At 58.2% G+C, this 17,187-nt stretch carries 24 protein-coding genes; 22 read left to right on the forward strand and 2 right to left on the reverse strand.

Features of this window, described 5'->3' with window-relative positions:
* The first annotated feature begins 2 nt into the window (after positions 1 to 2).
* The 21 genes from CSC67_RS08700 (at position 3) to CSC67_RS08800 (ending at position 15,004) form a co-directional block, all read left to right on the forward strand.
* Positions 3 to 431, forward strand: coding sequence for a phage structural protein (locus tag CSC67_RS08700; RefSeq protein WP_118994123.1), 429 nt, complete (start codon positions 3 to 5; stop codon positions 429 to 431).
* Entirely contained in the window at positions 431 to 901 is a 471-nt protein-coding gene (locus tag CSC67_RS08705) for a phage tail assembly chaperone (protein WP_118994124.1), read from the forward strand. Before CSC67_RS08700 ends, CSC67_RS08705 begins: the two co-directional genes overlap by 1 nt.
* A 154-nt stretch (positions 902 to 1,055) precedes the next feature.
* Positions 1,056 to 2,963, forward strand: a complete 1,908-nt coding sequence (locus tag CSC67_RS08710) for a tape measure protein (protein ID WP_118994125.1) — start codon at positions 1,056 to 1,058, stop codon at positions 2,961 to 2,963.
* 29 nt (positions 2,964 to 2,992) lie between these two features.
* Positions 2,993 to 3,478, forward strand: a complete 486-nt coding sequence (locus CSC67_RS08715) for a hypothetical protein (protein ID WP_118994126.1) — start codon at positions 2,993 to 2,995, stop codon at positions 3,476 to 3,478.
* 57 nt (positions 3,479 to 3,535) lie between these two features.
* Positions 3,536 to 4,162 carry a phage baseplate protein gene (locus tag CSC67_RS08720; RefSeq protein ID WP_118994127.1) on the forward strand — a complete coding sequence of 209 codons (627 nt, stop codon included), beginning with the start codon at positions 3,536 to 3,538 and terminating at the stop codon, positions 4,160 to 4,162.
* On the forward strand, positions 4,159 to 4,491 hold the full coding sequence (locus CSC67_RS08725) for a phage baseplate plug family protein (protein WP_118994128.1): 333 nt from the start codon (positions 4,159 to 4,161) through the stop codon (positions 4,489 to 4,491). Before CSC67_RS08720 ends, CSC67_RS08725 begins: the two co-directional genes overlap by 4 nt.
* Complete coding sequence (locus CSC67_RS08730; protein WP_118994129.1) at positions 4,472 to 5,386, forward strand: phage protein; 915 nt, start codon at positions 4,472 to 4,474, stop codon at positions 5,384 to 5,386. Before CSC67_RS08725 ends, CSC67_RS08730 begins: the two co-directional genes overlap by 20 nt.
* Positions 5,383 to 6,009, forward strand: coding sequence for a Gp138 family membrane-puncturing spike protein (locus tag CSC67_RS08735; RefSeq protein WP_118994130.1), 627 nt, complete (start codon positions 5,383 to 5,385; stop codon positions 6,007 to 6,009). Before CSC67_RS08730 ends, CSC67_RS08735 begins: the two co-directional genes overlap by 4 nt.
* On the forward strand, positions 6,006 to 6,368 hold the full coding sequence (locus tag CSC67_RS08740) for a contractile injection system sheath initiator (RefSeq protein WP_118994131.1): 363 nt from the start codon (positions 6,006 to 6,008) through the stop codon (positions 6,366 to 6,368). The genes CSC67_RS08735 and CSC67_RS08740 overlap by 4 nt, the downstream gene beginning before the upstream one ends.
* 11 nt (positions 6,369 to 6,379) lie before the next feature.
* A complete protein-coding gene (locus tag CSC67_RS08745) occupies positions 6,380 to 7,831 on the forward strand; it encodes a baseplate J/gp47 family protein (RefSeq protein WP_118994132.1) in 1,452 nt (483 codons plus the stop codon).
* Positions 7,831 to 8,487, forward strand: a complete 657-nt coding sequence (locus tag CSC67_RS08750) for a baseplate wedge 1 family protein (RefSeq protein ID WP_118994133.1) — start codon at positions 7,831 to 7,833, stop codon at positions 8,485 to 8,487. The genes CSC67_RS08745 and CSC67_RS08750 overlap by 1 nt, the downstream gene beginning before the upstream one ends.
* Positions 8,488 to 8,551: 64 nt before the next feature.
* Positions 8,552 to 9,229, forward strand: coding sequence for a gp53-like domain-containing protein (locus CSC67_RS08755; protein ID WP_118994134.1), 678 nt, complete (start codon positions 8,552 to 8,554; stop codon positions 9,227 to 9,229).
* 5 nt (positions 9,230 to 9,234) lie between these two features.
* A complete protein-coding gene (locus CSC67_RS08760; RefSeq protein WP_135227451.1) occupies positions 9,235 to 9,708 on the forward strand; it encodes a hypothetical protein in 474 nt (157 codons plus the stop codon).
* A 61-nt stretch (positions 9,709 to 9,769) separates the two neighbouring features.
* A complete protein-coding gene (locus CSC67_RS08765) occupies positions 9,770 to 11,692 on the forward strand; it encodes an acyltransferase family protein (RefSeq protein ID WP_118994136.1) in 1,923 nt (640 codons plus the stop codon).
* 189 nt (positions 11,693 to 11,881) lie between these two features.
* Positions 11,882 to 12,328: a glycoside hydrolase family 19 protein gene (locus tag CSC67_RS08770; protein ID WP_245220180.1), complete on the forward strand. Its 447-nt coding sequence runs from the start codon at positions 11,882 to 11,884 to the stop codon at positions 12,326 to 12,328.
* 2 nt (positions 12,329 to 12,330) lie between these two features.
* Complete coding sequence (locus tag CSC67_RS08775) at positions 12,331 to 12,675, forward strand: hypothetical protein (protein ID WP_118994138.1); 345 nt, start codon at positions 12,331 to 12,333, stop codon at positions 12,673 to 12,675.
* A complete protein-coding gene (locus tag CSC67_RS08780) occupies positions 12,668 to 13,093 on the forward strand; it encodes an alanine-zipper protein (protein WP_135227452.1) in 426 nt (141 codons plus the stop codon). Before CSC67_RS08775 ends, CSC67_RS08780 begins: the two co-directional genes overlap by 8 nt.
* Positions 13,090 to 13,461: a hypothetical protein gene (locus tag CSC67_RS08785; protein ID WP_118994140.1), complete on the forward strand. Its 372-nt coding sequence runs from the start codon at positions 13,090 to 13,092 to the stop codon at positions 13,459 to 13,461. The genes CSC67_RS08780 and CSC67_RS08785 overlap by 4 nt, the downstream gene beginning before the upstream one ends.
* Before the next feature lie 171 nt (positions 13,462 to 13,632).
* On the forward strand, positions 13,633 to 13,818 hold the full coding sequence (locus CSC67_RS08790) for a DUF3606 domain-containing protein (RefSeq protein ID WP_118994141.1): 186 nt from the start codon (positions 13,633 to 13,635) through the stop codon (positions 13,816 to 13,818).
* Positions 13,815 to 14,768 (forward strand): non-homologous end-joining DNA ligase, encoded by a 954-nt coding sequence (ligD, locus tag CSC67_RS08795; RefSeq protein ID WP_118994142.1) that lies wholly within the window; start codon positions 13,815 to 13,817, stop codon positions 14,766 to 14,768. The genes CSC67_RS08790 and ligD overlap by 4 nt, the downstream gene beginning before the upstream one ends.
* Before the next feature lie 59 nt (positions 14,769 to 14,827).
* On the forward strand, positions 14,828 to 15,004 hold the full coding sequence (locus tag CSC67_RS08800; RefSeq protein ID WP_245220181.1) for a hypothetical protein: 177 nt from the start codon (positions 14,828 to 14,830) through the stop codon (positions 15,002 to 15,004).
* A 13-nt stretch (positions 15,005 to 15,017) separates the two neighbouring features.
* On the opposite strand, the gene CSC67_RS08805 is transcribed toward CSC67_RS08800, so the two are convergent.
* Together CSC67_RS08805 and CSC67_RS08815 are read right to left on the reverse strand one after the other, a co-directional pair.
* Complete coding sequence (locus tag CSC67_RS08805) at positions 15,018 to 15,689, reverse strand: SOS response-associated peptidase (protein WP_118994144.1); 672 nt, start codon at positions 15,687 to 15,689, stop codon at positions 15,018 to 15,020.
* Between the two features lie 795 nt (positions 15,690 to 16,484).
* Positions 16,485 to 16,712: a hypothetical protein gene (locus tag CSC67_RS08815; protein WP_118994146.1), complete on the reverse strand. Its 228-nt coding sequence runs from the start codon at positions 16,710 to 16,712 to the stop codon at positions 16,485 to 16,487.
* A 298-nt stretch (positions 16,713 to 17,010) separates the two neighbouring features.
* Here CSC67_RS08815 and CSC67_RS21755 point away from each other — a divergent pair, with 298 nt between their 5' ends.
* Positions 17,011 to 17,163, forward strand: coding sequence for a putative hemolysin (locus CSC67_RS21755; protein WP_425337639.1), 153 nt, complete (start codon positions 17,011 to 17,013; stop codon positions 17,161 to 17,163).
* Positions 17,164 to 17,187: the final 24 nt, after the last annotated feature.

Raw genomic sequence — 17,187 nt, forward strand, 5'->3', positions numbered from 1 at the left:
AAATGGCAGGTGATATCAAGACCTACTCCGCTGACCGCGTGAAAATCATTGTCGGCGCCCATACCATTACGGGCACCGCCGACGGTACATTCGTGACCATCGAGCCGTTGGGTGACGGCGTGACAAGCGAGGCGGGCGCCTACGGCGACGTTGCGCGTTCCATGAGCCTGGATCCTCGGCACACGATCAACACCACGCTCCAGCAGACGAGCCGCTCCAATGACGTCCTGTCCAGCCTTGCGGATGCCGACCGGCTATCAGGCGGCAACGGCGCATTCCCGATCACCATTACTGACTTGCGCGGTGGGACGCTGTTCGCTGGTACCGGATGGATCGTCAAGAAGGCTACGGCGACCTTTGCCAAGGGCCTAGAGGCCAAGGAATGGCCTATCGAAGCCGTTGGTCAGTTTACCAATGGAGGTAACGACTGATGGTCAAGCCCGTCGAAGTCACGGTCAATGAGACCGTGTTTTTCATCACACCCATGGATGCCTTCGAGGCGTTGGCCGTCTTCGGGGACCTGCAGAAGGACATTCTGCCAGCCGTCGGCGATCTCATTGCCGCCGTTGCCAAGGAAGAGGGCGACAAGGCCGGTGATGAGGCCGCCATGGCGCGCGCCATCCAGAAGCTATCCGAGAAGCTGGACGGCAAGCAGCTCACGCGCTGGGCGGACCGCCTGCTGACCAAGGACAGCATCACTGTCGAGATCAACGGCGCCGACCTGCCGCTGGACGCTGCCGCGAAGGCGATGGCGTTTCGCGAGTTTACCGACGTGCTGGAGCTGCTGTTCCATGTCATCAAGGTGAACTTCGCCGGCCCTTTGGCGCGATGGCTCAGCCGTACTGGTCTGGGCCTGAACCAACTGCAAGCCGGCCTGTCGGACGCTATCGGCCGGAAATAGAGGCTGAGTTCGTCATCTGGCGCCCGGTGTTGGCCGGCAAGGCTTCTGTCGGCGAAATCCGGCGCCGAGAGGTGTTGCTGGTCGACCTCATCAAACTGAATCACCTTCTGGACGCCCAGGCGGCGGCTGAAGAGGCCGCATACAAGGCAAAGACATGACCATTGTTCGCGAACTGGTGACGCTACTGCGCTACCAGGTGGAAAACTCGGGTCTGCGCACCTATGCCCAGCAAGCGCAAAACGTGGGCCGGCAAGTGTCTGGCGTAGGCCGGGCCGCGATGCAGGGATGGCGCGAGGGGACTCGGGAAGCGCTTGCCGCTTATGGCCTGGTCCCTGGACGGATCATTCAGGGAATTCGGGAGCAGAGAAGGCTGAATGCCGCCACGAGAGGAACCGTTGACGCATACGGTCGCTTGCGGAACACTCAAGGTCGCTTTGTGGCCGGCCAGCGTCGTGCGGTGCGGAATGTCCGTGAACTCAACGCGGGTTATTCAAAGATTAGCGGCTACGTTCGAACCGCCGTCGCGGCCCTCGCCTCCATTGGCACGGTGCGCCTCGCCGACGAGTGGGCGGGCGTCGAGGCCCGGGTAGGGCTAGCCACGGACAGTATCAACGATCAGCGTCGGTCGCTTGAGCGCCTATACGGCCTGGCCCAGGACAATGGCCAGGACTATCTGGCTACGGGCGATCTGTTCACGGCTATTCAACGCAACCGAAAGGAACTCGAGCTTCAGGTCGACCAGTCCTTGCAGTTGACCGATATCGTTGGCAAGCTCATGGCCATCGGCGGCGGCTCGTCGTCGAGTCAGCAGGCGGCCCTGGTGCAGCTCGGCCAGGCCTTGGGCTCCGGTGTGTTGCGCGGCGATGAGCTGAATTCCATTCTCGAGCAGGCACCGCGGCTGGCTCAGAGCATTGCCGATGCGTTCGGCGTATCGGTCGGACAATTACGTAAGCTCGGCTCGGAAGGTAAGCTCACCAGCAAGGAGCTGGCGGCAGGCCTGCTCAAACAGGCGGAAAGCCTGAATGAAGAATTCGAGCGCATGCCGAAGACCTGGGGTCGGGGCTGGACGTTGATCCGAAACTCATGGGGCCGGATTGTCCATGAGTTCAACAAGGGCTCGCGCGCCAGCGAGCGCTTCTATTCGGTCGCCAAGCTCATCGCCGACGAGATGCGAACCATCGTCAAAGTCTTGGGCTTCGCCGGCCTGACGTGGGGCCTGACCAAGCTTACCCAGGCAGCAGGGGCATTTCGGTTGGCAACCTTGGCCGCTCTGGCCCCTCTGCTGCGCATGGCGGCACTGCTGGGCGGCCTCTATCTGATTGGCGAGGATCTATTGGTCTGGTCTCAGGGTGGTAGCTCCCTGTTCGGCCGTTGGTTTGGCGAGTACAGCCAGTGGCAGGGCACCATTGATGGCGTGAAAGAGTTTCTGACCTACATCAAAGACATGCTCGGCGGCTCCAACGATGAACTGACCGCTTGGCTGAAAAAGTGGGGCGCAATCACGCTGGCTGCTTACGCCCTATGGGTGGTCTTGTCGCCGATTCGCCGACTGCTGTGGTGGGTAGGCGCGTTGGCTTTGCCGCTCATCGCCAAAGAGTTGCACCTGATCGCCGCCACGCCCTTGGGCAGGTTCCTTGCTTTCTGGGTCGCGGCGGTGCTCGCGCTGAAGTGGATCTATGATAATTCGGACAAAATCGCCGGCAAGATCGAATCTGCGTTCGGGGTGACCTTTGACCGCCTGAAGCAGAAACTAGAGGACATGGTTCCGGACTGGATCAAATGGGCAATGCGGAACATTACTGGCGGCAGTGTCGGCGCCGAATGGGCGGACGGCTTGAAAGACAGCATCCTGGGACCCCTGAACGAGCGGGCCAGACGTGGGATGGGCACTCCACAAAGCTTCCGAAGCGGAGACTCGACGATCAACCAGGACATCACCATCACGGCACCCTCGAGCAACCCAGCGGCGCTCGCTCGGGCGGCTGGAAACGAAGTCGGTCGCCGTACAGAAGCGGCCGTTCGTACTGGCTGGAGGGTGCCCAATGTGGAGGCTATGGCTTAGAATGTAGCGAAAATTTACATTTGGGGGCCATGATGAAGATTCTGGCGGGCGACTTTAAGCGCAAAACAGCACACGTCAAAAGCAAGAAGTTCGTGTTCGAAGGCTTGTTTTCCAAAGACTCTGTTCTCTTTGCTGATATCGAAAGCATTGACGTGGAGGCACAAGACAGCCAAACAAGCGGTGGCTTGGGTACCGCTGCGGCTGGCGGGTTGTTGTTTGGCGGTGCCGGCGCAGTTGTAGGGGCAATAGTCGGACGTGGGGCCAGGAAGGAAGTGACGGCATCCATTCGATTCTTTGATGGCCGCAGGATCTTGGCGACCTTCAGCCCTGACGAAATGAACATCATCCGAGCAGCTCTGTTTGATGTTCAAGACTTAACCGTCGAAGAGCGTCGGGAGAAGAGGGCGGCCGCTGTGGCCAAGAGCAAAGAGCGGCAAGACGTGGTCAACGAGTGGGTCGGAAAGATCGGCGCGAGCTTCTTGATCGCGGGGCTCATCTACTTTCTTGTAACGTGATGGATTTCAACAAATCGGTATGGCCGCCTTCGGGCGGTTTTTTAATGGACGCTCGAAATGGCATTCCTTTCTCTCCTTTTCGGCCTTGGCGGCGCCCAATCGATGATCGGAAGCGTCCCGCTCGACGCATTGCTGATCGAAGACACCGAGCTGGCGGCGAACATCAGCCAGTACCCGGTCGAAGATGGAACGGTCATCAGCGACCACATCACACGCGAGCCGGAACGCTTGGCGGTGTCTGGAGTGGTCACGGCGGCCGGCATCACCATGTTTGGGGCCGGCGGTCGCTCCAAGCTCATCGCCACGAAGGAGGCCTTGCGCCAGATCCATGAGCAACGTTTGCCAGTCACCATCGTGACCGGCATGGATGTGTACGCCGATTACGCCATGTCCAACGCGAAAATGTCGCGGACCAATGAAGGCGAAAAACTCACTCTTGACTGCGAGTTTCAGAAGATCGAGAAGGCTCAACTAAAGCAGGCGGACATCCCGCCCGAGAAAGTATCGGGCCAGAAAGGCCAGGGCACCAACGGCAAGGCTGGGCAGACGGCAGCCAAAGGCGGCAAGGTGGACAGCTCTAGCGTGCCGCAGACCAACCAAAGCACGCTCGACGAAATGTTCAGCGGAAAGATCGGCCCGAATGAGAGTCGAACGCAGTTTGGCAGCGAGGTGGTAGCGACATGATTCCCATCCCTTTCATCGACCAGAACAGCTTCATTATCGAAGCCAGTCTGGACGACACTACCTACTTCCTGCGATTTGACTGGAACAGCGAGGCCCAGCTATGGACGATGGCCATACAAGACGCTCGTTCGGAGGCGGTGCTTCAGGGCGTTGTCCTGGTTCCCAACACGCCACTGCTCGACCAGTTCCGCCACCTTGCAGTGCCGCGCGGCGAGTTCGTCGTCTACGCCCAAGACGACAATCTACAGATTGGCCGTGACACGCTCTTGACGCAGTCCGCCACGCTGTATTACCTGACGGAGGCCGAAGTTGCCGCGCTTCAATCGTGATTACCGGCTACTCGTGGGGCCGCCAGGTGAGAAGGGCGTCGAGATCCTGCCGCCGCTGCGCATGACGTTCGACATTGAGAAGAACACGAAGGAAGAGCCCAACGAAATCAAGATTCGAGTCTGGAACCTGAAGAAGGAGACTCGGGACGCCATCGTCGAGCCCGACAACGTCGCCGTGCTGTACGCCGGCTACGCCGAAGAGGATGGGCCCCTTCTGATGGCCTACGGCACAGTCCTGCAGGGGTGGACGTACTTCGATGGGCCCGATGTGATCACCGAGCTTGACGTGCTCGACGGCTACGCCGAAATCCGCGACACCGTTGTGACGCTGGGCTATGGGCCGGGCGTCAAAGCCCGGGCCATCGTGGCTGAGATCGCCAAACAAATGGGCCTTCGGCTGCTCATGGCTGACGACGTACCCGATCGAACCTGGCAGAACGGCTTCAGCTACTACGGCGCGGCGCGCATGGCGCTGCACAAGGTCGTGCAGGGCACGGGACTGGAGTGGAGCATACAGAACGGGGACCTGCAGATTATCCCTCGCCGCGGCGTTACCAAGCGCCAAGGCTTCGTGCTGTCGGCCGAATCCGGCCTTATCGGTCATCCAGAGCGGACCCGTCAAGGCGCTCGGGAGAAAGCCAAAGTGCAGGACAAACGAACCGGCGACAACAAAAACATCGTGTCAGCGCGCCAGCAGGTGGACGGCTGGCGGGCGACCTCGCTGCTGCTGCCCACGCTGAACCCGGGCGACCTGGTCAAACTGGAAAGCCGGACGGTCGAGGATTGGTTTCGCGTGGAGTCGTTGCGCCATAACGGTGACTGGGGCGGTCCGGGAGATTGGCAGACCGAGCTTGAGCTCGTGGATCGCAATGCGCCACCAAGGAAGCAAAAATGAACGATCTCATTGCCGCCGCGCTGGCCGAGATGAACATCTGTTTGCCGGGCGTCATCATTGCCTACGATGGGACTACCGCCACGGTGCAGTCGGCCTTGCCCAAGCAGTTGGCGAACGGAGAGATTTTGGCCGCACCGCAGATTGTCCGCGTGCCGGTGTGCTGGCCGATCGCGGACGGCGGCCGCGCGCTGGTAACGGTACCGCTCAAGCCCGGTGATCCGGTCAAGCTCAATTTTTCCCAGCGTAGCTTGGAAAATTGGCTGTCGGGATCGGACCAGGCTCCAGACGATCCCCGGCAGTTCGATTTGACGGACTGCTTCGCGTCGCCGGTTATGCGCCCCGGCATGTCGGCCGATCCGGACAACGTCACGGTGCAATACGGCGCCGGCACGCTGAAGATTGCACCCAGTGGCGACATGACGATCACCGCGCCGAGCCTCACTATCAACGCGCCCACCACCGTCAATGGGCTGCTGACTTACACGGAAGGCATGATCGGAAGCGGCGGCGAGCATACCGCGTCCATTACGGGCGATGTTATTGCAAACGGTGTCAGCCTAGTAGGCCACACGCATAACGGCGTACAGCCTGGCAGCGGAAATAGCGGTGGGCCGAACACATGAGCGTAGACCTGAAACTTGACCGGAACCATGATCTAGCTCTGTCCAAGGGCAACGACGTCGTGCTGATCGATGGACTGCAGCGTGTCCGCCAGCAGATCAAGGTCACACTGCTGACCTTCCTGGGTGAATGGTTTCTCGACAATACATGGGGTGTGCCATACCTCGAGAAGATCATGGTGAAGTCGCCCAATCGAGCCGAGATCGAGAACGTCGTGCGCGCCAAGGTGCGTGACGTGCCGGGTGTGATGGCTGTGCCCAATGTGCAGGTCGAGATCGACGCACAGGCTCGCCAGGGCCGCATTACGCTCGACGACATTCAAACCAATGAGGGGCCGGTCACGGTCTCTGTCACCAGATAGGATTGACACCGATGGCCGACTATGGAGTCACCCCCGCAGGCTTCGTTCGCCCGCGCCTGCCCGAAATCCGGGTAGAGATCATCGAGGCGATGCGAGCCAACCTGCGCGCCAAAGCTCTGCCCGACGACATCGAGACGCGTCCCGACTCCGTCATGGGCGTGGTCATCGACACCTTCGCCGACCGCGAGGCGGCGCTGTGGGAAATGGGCGAGGGCGTTTATTACGCGATGTACCCGGGCTCGGCCGTGGGCGCTTCTCTTGACCGCTCGGTCTCATTTTCCGGAGTCAAGCGGCTGCAGGCGGAGCGTTCGCGCGCTTACGTTGTCGCTTATGGCCTACAAAGCACGGTGGTGCCCGCCGGCGCGCAAATCCGGCACCGTTCCACACAGAATATCTGGGAAACTGCGGCGGCTGTCACGATCAGCGCTGCCGCGGCGGCCGACGTGCGCATCGTGCCCGCTGTGCAGAACGGGGCCACCTACACCATAACGGTAGACGCGCAGCCATACAGCTACACCAGCAGCGCGGCCGCGACCATAGGCGAGATACTGGCCGGCCTTATGGCGGCGCTGGCTACCAGCGGCCTGCAGGTGAGCAGCGATGGCGCAGCCTTGCGCTTGGTGTCCACGGCCGCGCTTGCGGTGGCTGTCACGCTGACGTCGAATCTATCGTTCTCGGAGATCGGCTCGGCCGTCCTGGTCCAGACCATCGACCCTATTCCGGAAGTGGCAGAGCCCGGCGACCTGAACAGCATTGTCACGCTGACCGCAGGCTGGACGCGGGTGTCCAACTTGCAGCCGGGCGCCGTAGGACGCCTGCAAGAAACCGACGCGCAGCTACGCGCGCGGTATCGCCTGGGCGTATTTCGCTTCGGCGCCGGCACGCTGCCCAGCATCGGGCCCAACCTGCTAAACGATGTGCCGGGCATCGTCGATATCAGGGTGTTCGACAACAAGACCGACGAAGTCGACGCTGACGGCCGCAAGCCGCACAGCATCCACGTCATTGTCGACGGCGGTATTGACGATGACATAGCCGCGGCCATATACAAATACAAGGGCGGAGGAATCGACACCAACGGGGACGCCGTCAAGACACTGAACACGCCGGAAGGCCAGCAGATCGTGCAGTTTGACAGGCCCACGGCGGTATACGTGTGGGCCCGGGCGATAGTTACCCTGCTGCCTCCCGAAGAGCAGGCTTTCCCGTCGGACGGCTTCGAGCAGATCGCCGCGGCTATCTTGGCGACTGGCCAGGCTCATGTCATTGGCCAGGACGTCCGGATACAACGCTTCTTCTGCGCCATCTACGAGACGCCGGGCATTGCAGATGTGGAGCTTTCCTTCGCCTACTCGACGGATCCGGACTACGTGCCGGACCCCGGTGACTACGCCGCTCAGAACATCACCATCGACGGCGTTGAGAAGGCCCTGTTTGATGCCAGTCGCATCGAGGTGACATAATGGATCTTGACCAGAACCATGCCGATATTGCCTGGGGCAACTTCCTGGCCCAGTACGGCAACTCGCCGCGGCTGGAGGCCGTCGTCAAGGCTCTGTACGCCCCGCTCGGCCATAAGCAGCTCAAGGCGCTCTACGACGAGCGCTGGCTGGATACGGCCGTGGGCAAGCAGCTCGACGGGATCGGCGAGATTGTCGGTCAGTCCCGCGAGATAGACGATGCGCTATACGTTCAGTTCTTCGGCTTTGATGGCCAGCCGGACATTATGGCTTTCGGCAAGGCACGATTGCGTCGGCAGTACGAACCAGCAGTGGCAGGATCTACCCGGCTACTCGACACCGAGTACAGAAAAATTTTGTACTGGAAGATTGGGCTGAACAATGGGCACGGGACGGCGCCAGAGATCGCGGCGTCAGTGAAAGCCATCTTCGACGCCTCGGTCGTGCGTGTGCGCGACATGGGTAACGCCAAGATCGGCGTGTGGTTCAACACGACACCCGATACCAATCCGGCCTTAATGATCAATCCGGCGCGCTGGGTCCCGGCACTGGCCGGCGTGGGCGTTGACCTGCTAGCGAATACCGACGAGAAGCCTTTTGGATTCCTTAGCCAGGGCCTTTTCGGGTTCGGAGAGGGCGTAATGGCCCAAGGCGTCTGACCCCACCAACTGAGTTATTAAACAGCCACCTTCGCGTGGCTATTTTGCTTTATGGAGCCTAAACATGGCCGCTGTCGATTTTTTCACTGGCTTCTCTTACAAATGGGCCCAGGATGGCTCTGTCTATAATTGGGACGATACCCAATACAAACAGGGATGGGCGACGATCGGCTCTGTGCCGCCATCCGTTGAGCAGTTCAATCGGGTGCATCAGGTTGTGGATGAGAAAGCGAACTGGCTCTTTGCTCAGATCCAGGCTGCCGCGACCGAGAAGGGCGTCACTCTCAGCGCCGCGGATATGGAAGGCCTGAAAAAGATCCTGGACGGATATACGCCTAATGCTACTGAGTCAGTTCGGGGAATCATCGAGTTAGCGACTATGAGCGAAGCGCAGGGCTTAACGGACGACGAGCGAGCGCTGACCCCAAAGAAGCTGGCAGATGCGTTCAAAGGATCAAATCAGCTCGACAATTTCAACGGCTATCAGAAGTTTCCCGGCGGCATGATCCTGCAACTCGGATCGGCGGCTATAGGACCGAGCGTTAGCGGTCGACTGACTACCACTTTACCTATCTCTTTTCCGAAGGGCTCATATCGAGTTTTCTGTATCGATGCATCGAATGAGAGCAACAAAACTGTGCTTGCTTATAGTGGCAGGACCAATAGTACGTTTGACGTCACTTGGTATCGCGTGCAGGGAAGCACTACTACTAACAGCGAATGGATGGCAATTGGGTGGTGATAAATATGATTTACTTTTCAGAAAGTGAACGCGGCTTCTTTGATAGCAATATCCACACAGTGGAGCAGATTCCCGCTGATGCTCTTCAGATATCCAAGGAACTTCATGCGTCTCTTTTGGCCGGGCAGGCTTCCGGAAAGTTGATTGCCATTGGGCAACGCGGATTACCAGAACTGGTCGATCCGCCACCCTTGGGTGACGAGGAAGTCGCCGATCTCAAAGTTGCAGTGGTGCAACAGCACATGGACGAGGCGGCGCGCGCCTACCGCTACGATGACATTAGAACAGCGTGTACTTACGCTGACGAGTCTGCCGTTCCTAAGTTTCAAGCAGAAGGTCGAGCGTTCAGGGCGTGGCGGTCCTTGGTGTGGGCCAAGTGTTACGAGATTCTGGGAGAAGTGCAGGCGGGCCGTCGTCCTATACCAACCGACAAGGAATTGATTATGGAACTGCCTGCTCTCGAACTGCCGGCGACTTGATCGATTTCTGCCGCCTGGGCTTTGTTACACTGCGCAGATTTCATCGCTATACACAACTTCCATGAGCGCAGGTCGGACACGAGAATACAGAGCAGACATAGACGGACTGCGTACAGTCGCTGTCCTGTCGGTGCTGCTATTTCACATCGACTTCTCATGGGTTCCTGGCGGATACACGGGCGTCGACATCTTTTTCGTGATATCGGGGTTTTTGATTACCCGTATCATCGGTAGAGAAATAGAGCGCGGGAAATTTTCATTGCGCTGGTTCTATGTTAGGCGGATAAGGCGGATTTTACCGGTCTTCTACACAGTGACTGTGGTCACTATGTTGGTGGGCGCAGTATTGCTACTGCCAAAAGACTTTCATGCGCTTTTATCGTCGGTGCGCCACGCCGCATTGTTTGCGGCGAACATCTATTTTTCGAGGGATAAGGGCTACTTCGATATTTCGGCTGATGAAAAGCCGATGCTGCACGTCTGGTCGCTATCGATTGAAGAGCAATACTATTTCATCTGGCCGTTGTTGCTGCTGCTGCTCTATGCGGTTGGGCACTTTATATTCAGGCAAAGGAGACGCCTTAGTCAACCTGCAACGCTTGTCTTGACGCTCGCTCTCATCGTAATGGGCTTCGCCTATGCTCAGACGGCGCTAATAGCAAACCCTGGAGCCGCAGGGTTGTATTTTGTTCTTCAGACGCGTTTCGGCGAGCTCATGATCGGGTCGTTCGTAGCGCTGATTCCTCTATATCGAAACCGTGTGGCGCTCCGTGCGCTCGCCTATGCCGGTGGGATTTTAATTTTCCTCGGGATGGCGACGCTAAGCAAGGACTCGTTGTTCCCAGGCCTTAATGCACTATACCCTTGCCTGGGAGCTGCATTCCTAATCTACTCCGGGCAGGAACGCGGCGGCCTGACATTGTTGCACAAGGCGCTTGGGATGCCTGCGATGGCGTTCATTGGGCTACTGTCGTATTCGTTATACCTATGGCATTGGCCGATACTCGCTTATATGCGTTACGTATATGGCAGCTATGCTTTGCCTTGGCACTGGGTCCTTCAGGCTATTGTCCTCACTTTCTTATTGGCATTTTTGTCTTATTGGTATATCGAGCGCAAAACAAAGGCGGCATCACTGAGCTTCCGAAGTGCGTTCTTCGGTGCTTTCTTGACGCCAGCGCTTCTGATCATAGCGGCGACATATGGTCTTCAACAGGTGCGGCCGATAGCGACACTCGACATGGAGTTGAGGAATTACGGTACTGATGTGTGCCATGGTCGTTTTGATAAGCAGTGTGTACGTGGCGATAGATCCAAATCGCCGACGGTCCTGATGACGGGTGATTCACATGCGGCGATGCTTAATTCTTTTATCGATGTGGTCGGCAGGTACGAAGGGTGGTCCGCTAATGTGCTTACAGGAAGTTCTTGTTCGCCTGTGTTCGACTTCGATGAAACTGTGTTGCGAAGCTGGGCACATAAACCTTGCAATGATCTCAAGGACTTGGTGGCTAAAAGCTATGGGGACTACGAGGCTGTATTCATTGCTTCGCTATGGGCATTTCAGTTGGGTATGCTCGAAGCGCGCGCGGACGGTGACTACTTGTCAAAGCTTGAATTGACATTGCGGAAGATGGCTCAGAAAGTCCCTGTGTACGTATTTTCCGACCCGCCCCGGCTGCCGGTGCATCCGCTTCGGCAATTGCACTTTGCGGAGTTGGGCTTGAGTGTGGAGCGCCAGTCGTCGAATGAGTATGCTCGAGCTAATGCTCTCGTGAAGCAGCTTGTAGAGCGGATTCCGAATGCTCATTGGGTAGATTTGTCGCCTGCGTTAGCAGGTTTTGAACACATGAGCACCTTTGCGGGTAAACCCACCCACTTTGACGAGCACCATTTGAATGTGTATGGGGCGACGGTGCTAGGGGAATTGTTCATACAGTCTGGCGGACGCATCCTCAATCATGGGCGCTCCGTAGTTCAATAGCCTCTTCTTAAAGTGCTCCGATAGTAATTCCTTAGGCTATTACCCCTTTCCTCGTTCCAGCCCAAAAGTTTCTGCCCGCACTCCGCGGGCTTTTTTACGTCCATACCCATGACCAAAGACCAATTCCGAGCGGCCACCGGGCTCAGTACGGCCTTGGCGGACCGATGGTACGACCCCGTCGAGCGCGCCATGTTCGAGTTCGCCATCGTCTCGCCGTATCGAGCCGCGATGTTTCTGGCCACCATCGGGCACGAATCAGGCGATTTCGTGCACGCCCGGGAGATTTGGGGGCCGACGCCAGCGCAGCAGCGTTACGAGGGCAGGGCCGATCTGGGCAATACCCGGCCCGGCGACGGATCCCGGTATCGAGGGCGAGGGTTGATACAGATCACAGGCAGATCCAATCACTCGGACGTTTCGAAGGGTCTTGGAGTGGATTTCCTAAGCCATCCTCAGCGCCTGGAAGAGCCAGAGCACGCGGCCCGCTCTGCCGCCTGGTGGTGGGCGAGCAATGGATTGAATGAACTGGCCGATACCGGCGACTTTCGAGCGGTCACGCGGCGGGTGAACGGCGGATACAACGGCATGGCAGACCGCCAACGTCGATACGAACTAGCAATCAAGGAACTGGGGTGAAGATGCCGGAAGCACTGGAAGGAATACCAACATGGATGTACGTCATTGGCGTGCCTGTGGGCTTCTTCGCCATTCGACTGCTGTGGCCACTGATGAAACAGTCGGTGGATACACAGGTGGTCCAAGGGCGGACCGAGTCTGGCTTGCTGGCCCAGGTGATGGTTGAGCGTGATCGCGCGCTCAAGCGGGCCGACGATGCTGAGGACCGGGCCGATGCGCTCTTCAAGGAATTGGCCGAAGTGAAATCCCAACTCACCGTCATGGCCTACCAGCTCGAGGTCGCCAACTCGAAAATCGAGGCCCTGACGAACCAGATCAATGTTATGGCGGGAGAGCGCAATGCGTGAAACCTTAATTCGCCTGCGCTGCATGGCGGGCCGATACAAATTCATTTTCGCCGTCGCCGGCATCTTTCTGTCGGGCGCGCTCTTGGCGATGGGCTATTCGTCGTGGCACTACGACTCTTACCTGAGCCGCCAGCAAAAAGCCTATGAGCGGCAAATATCTCGGCTCGAGGACGATCTGAAGCTGGAGCGCGGCGTGAACCGGCTGCGCCTCGAGGCCCTGGCCCAGGAAATGGATCAAATTTCCGATGCGGTGGGGCGGCTATTGACTGTGGCCGAAGAGGCCTCCCAGACAGCCAAGACAGCGGCCACCACGGCGCGCACGGCCGCCACAACTGCCCAGGGCGCCGCGAAGAACGCGGCTCAGGCCAATATCAAGATCACCGAAGTGAAGCCGGTGAAGAATTTGAGGCTGGAATGATCAATCTGCTGGTCAACAAGTACTTATTGGGCGCCGCCGGGCTGGCTTTGCTGGTGGCTGCCATCTGGGGTTATGGCCGCTACCAGTATGCCCAGGGCGTAAAGGACACCGAAACGGCCGCCCAGTTGGCCGCCGCCGAGCAATACAAGGCTGATATCAAGCGGGTCAATGACAGCATCGCAATCCTGCAGGATTACATTGAGGAGCTGGAAAGTGCCAAGCCGCAAGTTATTACCGAATACCGAACCAAGGCTGTCGAGGCTCCTTTGCCTGCTGACTGTCGTATTGACGATGGGCGGCTGCGCACAATACAGGACGGCATCGAGCGCGCCAGAACTGCCGGCCAATCTGTCCGCGCCGTGCCCTGATATTCCGGCGTTTGCTTCTCATGACTGGGATGCGCTTGCCGAGGCTTATATTGACCTAGCTTTCCTGTATGCCCAGTGCAAGGCGCGACATCAGTCTGTGGTCGGCGCGTGGCCGGGGTAGGAACAAAGTTTGCTTGCTGCATGCCACCCTAAATTCTGGAGAGCGCAGACATGAGCGACAACCTACAAGACCGCGGCGGCCAGGACCGTAACCGCATCGACGTCAGCCAAGACTGGGAGCTGCGCTACTGGAGCGAAAAATTTGGTTGTAGCCGTGACGAGCTCAAGGCCGCGGTGCAAGCAGCCGGAACCTACGCGGAAGACGTTGAGAAGTACCTAAGTGGTATTCGGCAATGATCGCACTTCCGGCGACGCTCAAACCCGAGCTCGCCACCCTAGTAGCTCGGCCGCCCGCCGGCGACGATTGGCTGTACGAGATCAAATTCGACGGCTATCGACTGCTTGCGCGCATTGAGCGCAAGGCGGCCCAGCTTTTCACCCGCAACGGAAACGACTGGACGGCCAGATTGCGTCCGCTCGAGAAAGAGCTGCGCGCCCTGAAGCTGCCCGACGGCTGGTACGACGGTGAAATCGTCGTGCTGAACGACGAGGGAAAGCCGAGCTTCAATCTGCTGCAGCTGGCTTTTGATGTCAGTAAGCCGCGCAGCATCATCTATTATCTGTTCGATGTGCCATATTGTGCCGGCGAGGACTTGCGGGGCCTGCCACTCATCGAGCGCAGGGCCAGGCTGGCCGACGTGCTGGGCGACGGTTCGGATGCCGTGCGTTTCAGCGCGGCGCTGGATGGAGACATCCACGATTTGATCGGCTCCGCGTGTGAGTTGGGCCTGGAGGGCATCATCGGCAAGCGCAAAGGGTCGCGCTACGTGTCGCGGCGCTCCGACGACTGGATCAAGCTTAAATGCAGCCTCCGGCAGGAATTCGTTATAGGCGGTTTCACGGACCCCGAAGGTTCGCGGTCCGGCTTTGGCTCTTTGCTCCTGGGCGTCTTCGATAAAGCCGGTGAGCTGCAGTATGTGGGCAACGTGGGGACGGGCTTTGACACAGAGCTGCTGGTCGACCTGCGCGCCAAGCTGGATTCCATCGAGACGACGAAAAAGCCATTCCCAGCATCTACGAAGATTCCTAAGAAGGGCGTGCACTGGGTAGAGCCGAAGATGGTTGCCGAAGTGTCGTTCGGGGAATGGACGCCGTCGGGACACATCCGGCATTCCACCTTCCGGGGCCTGAGGGCGGATAAGCCGGCACGCCAGATCCGTCGCGAAAAGCCCTCGTCTTCACGCTAAAATCCGAACCAGCGATACGATGCAAGGTGTGCAAGATGGCCAATTCGGATTGGCGCCCAATGAACGACTATTACTGGATCGGCCCTCCTGGCTGGACGATCTGTCGAGTCAAGCTGCAGGGCAAGTGGCATTATGAGCTGTGGCAGAGCGGCGATCCTTCGCGGCTGGTTGGCAGTGGTGCAAGTCTTGAGTCAATGCAACAACTCCACAAAGAGCGAACGCTCGACGCCGCCTAAGTCTGCGGGGCGGTCATAAACCTATCGCTTCGCTAGCATCCGGCAGTTGATACTTGCTGCTACCCATCTTCCGCGTCACCGCCCACCATTGAAAGGCCGATTCGGGCCTTGGCGTTGACAGTAGCTGGAGCGCCTCGTCGACCGACACGTCAGGATCAATCCACGCCCGCGCATCGTCAGGTGTCAGGCAGATAGGGCGCCGGTCGTGGATGTCGATCATGCCACCTGCAGCATCGTCCGTGACGATGGCAAAACCCGTCTCCGCCAGCACCTCGCGGCCCGGTAGCCAAGCAGTCAGGCCAGCCATCAGGATCGGCTCGCCGTCCCGTGGGTTGATGTACCAGGGCTGTTTGTCTCCCTTTTGGCCGGTCCACTCGTACCAGCCGTCCGCCGGCACGACGACGCGGCGGCCGAGCAGGGGCTTCCAAAAGGGCGAACCCTTGAGCACAGTATCCAGGCGTGCATTGCTGGCCGGGCCCCGCTTGTACCACGGCGGCTTATAGCCCCAAAATAAGCGGTCGACCTGGTCGGCGCCGTCGCCCAGACGATGAAAGACCATCGGCCGGGTTCCGGGCGGCACGTTGTATTTCAGGCCCGGCCCCGCGTCCAGAATCGTGCCCATATTGGTACGAATCGTCTCCATGTAGTCGAATGCCGAGCGTTCTTGCTTGATGCGTCCGCACATGATCAATCCCCGAAGAAGATTCTCCAAGTTTGATAGTAGCGGCGTCCTTCTATTTCCTCAAAGCCCTTAATCGACAGAACGCGGTCGCTCATGAACGCCAGCATTTCCGGATCGTGTAGCTCTGGGATCGGCGACTCCTCATCCTTCCCGAAATGTCCGCGGCGAATGACCTTCAGGCGGCCAGGGCCCCTGTTCAGTTCTGGGTGTCGCATCCAATACATTAGAACCGGACCTGGAACGGGAGGGCCCCATTCACGTTCCGGGAGTAGCTGGCCGAGGCGATGGGTGCGGACAATAGTGACTTTCATGGTGCCGATAAACTGTATAGATGTACAGTATTTTTAGCACAAAAAAGCCCGCGATGTGGCGGGCGTAGGTTGACCAAATCTTGACCAAAGTACTTGAAAAAGCCTGCAAAAAGATGGGAAAGCGCAGCCGATTGAGAGGAGGCTATCGTTGCAAGTCTTTGATATGACTGAGCTTTCGTTTTCAGCTATTTATAGGCCTTGGGATTGTGATTCCGGTTGTCGTGGGTTCGAGTCCCATCGGTCACCCCAAAAGATTCTTATAAATCAATAAGTTAACTGCGCGCTCTTGTTTCATCATATGAAAATTAGAACGAAATGAGCCGCGTTGGAACTTACATCATTCTGTAGCTGATGCCCGGCGCACAATTCGGCGGATCCATGCGCGAATGACACCCCGCCAAACGAGCCCATCCCGAACGAGAATAGGCCTCGCCCAGTATCAATTGCGCTCTTAGCAAGATCGGCGGGTTTATCGTTTCCGCTGTAGCTACGTGTTCTTGGTCAGAAGGTATTGCAAGCGCTCTTGATTTGGGTGTTCTTTGATATCCATGCGGATGGCATCCACTAAAACCGCGAAGATCTCTTCGGAATCAACATCGCGCCGTTCCGCAGCCTCACGGATCCTGTCTGATCGCTGTCGGTAGTACGCCGAGTCGTACTCTTCGACCCCGTTCAATTGATCAAGTATCTGTAGCGCAAAAGTGTAATCGTCCATGCTGTGTCCATCGCTAAAGTGCTGTGTCAAGGATTCCAACATACCACGGCGACGAGATCGCGACGTCAAGCCTGACGATTGAGGCGGCGGCTTGGGCGTAAGGTGGTGTAATGGGCCCTATTCGCAACTGACGCCGGCAGCAGAGTGGCCTATAGGTGGTTGAGGCTGGCCAGGCCGGAAGTACAATGCCCTTCACTCAGAAAAAGGATGGGACATGTATAAATTTGGGATTGCCTTAGCTGTCATATTGACGACTGGCTGCACCGTAACCGGTCCCGATCCGCTAAAGGATGTCGGCATGCCCAACCCCGCTTCTGTCTACTGCATTGAGCGTGGAGGCACCCTCGATATCAAGCAGCGACCGGAAGGGGACCTAACTATGTGCGTGCTCTCCGATGGAACACGCGTCGAAGAGTGGGAGTTCTATCGGAAGAACCATCCGCAGCGATGAGCTGCATTAGTCGATCATGGTGCA

The organism is Pusillimonas caeni (genome assembly GCF_003545815.1).
GTDB lineage: Bacteria > Pseudomonadota > Gammaproteobacteria > Burkholderiales > Burkholderiaceae_B > Pusillimonas > Pusillimonas caeni.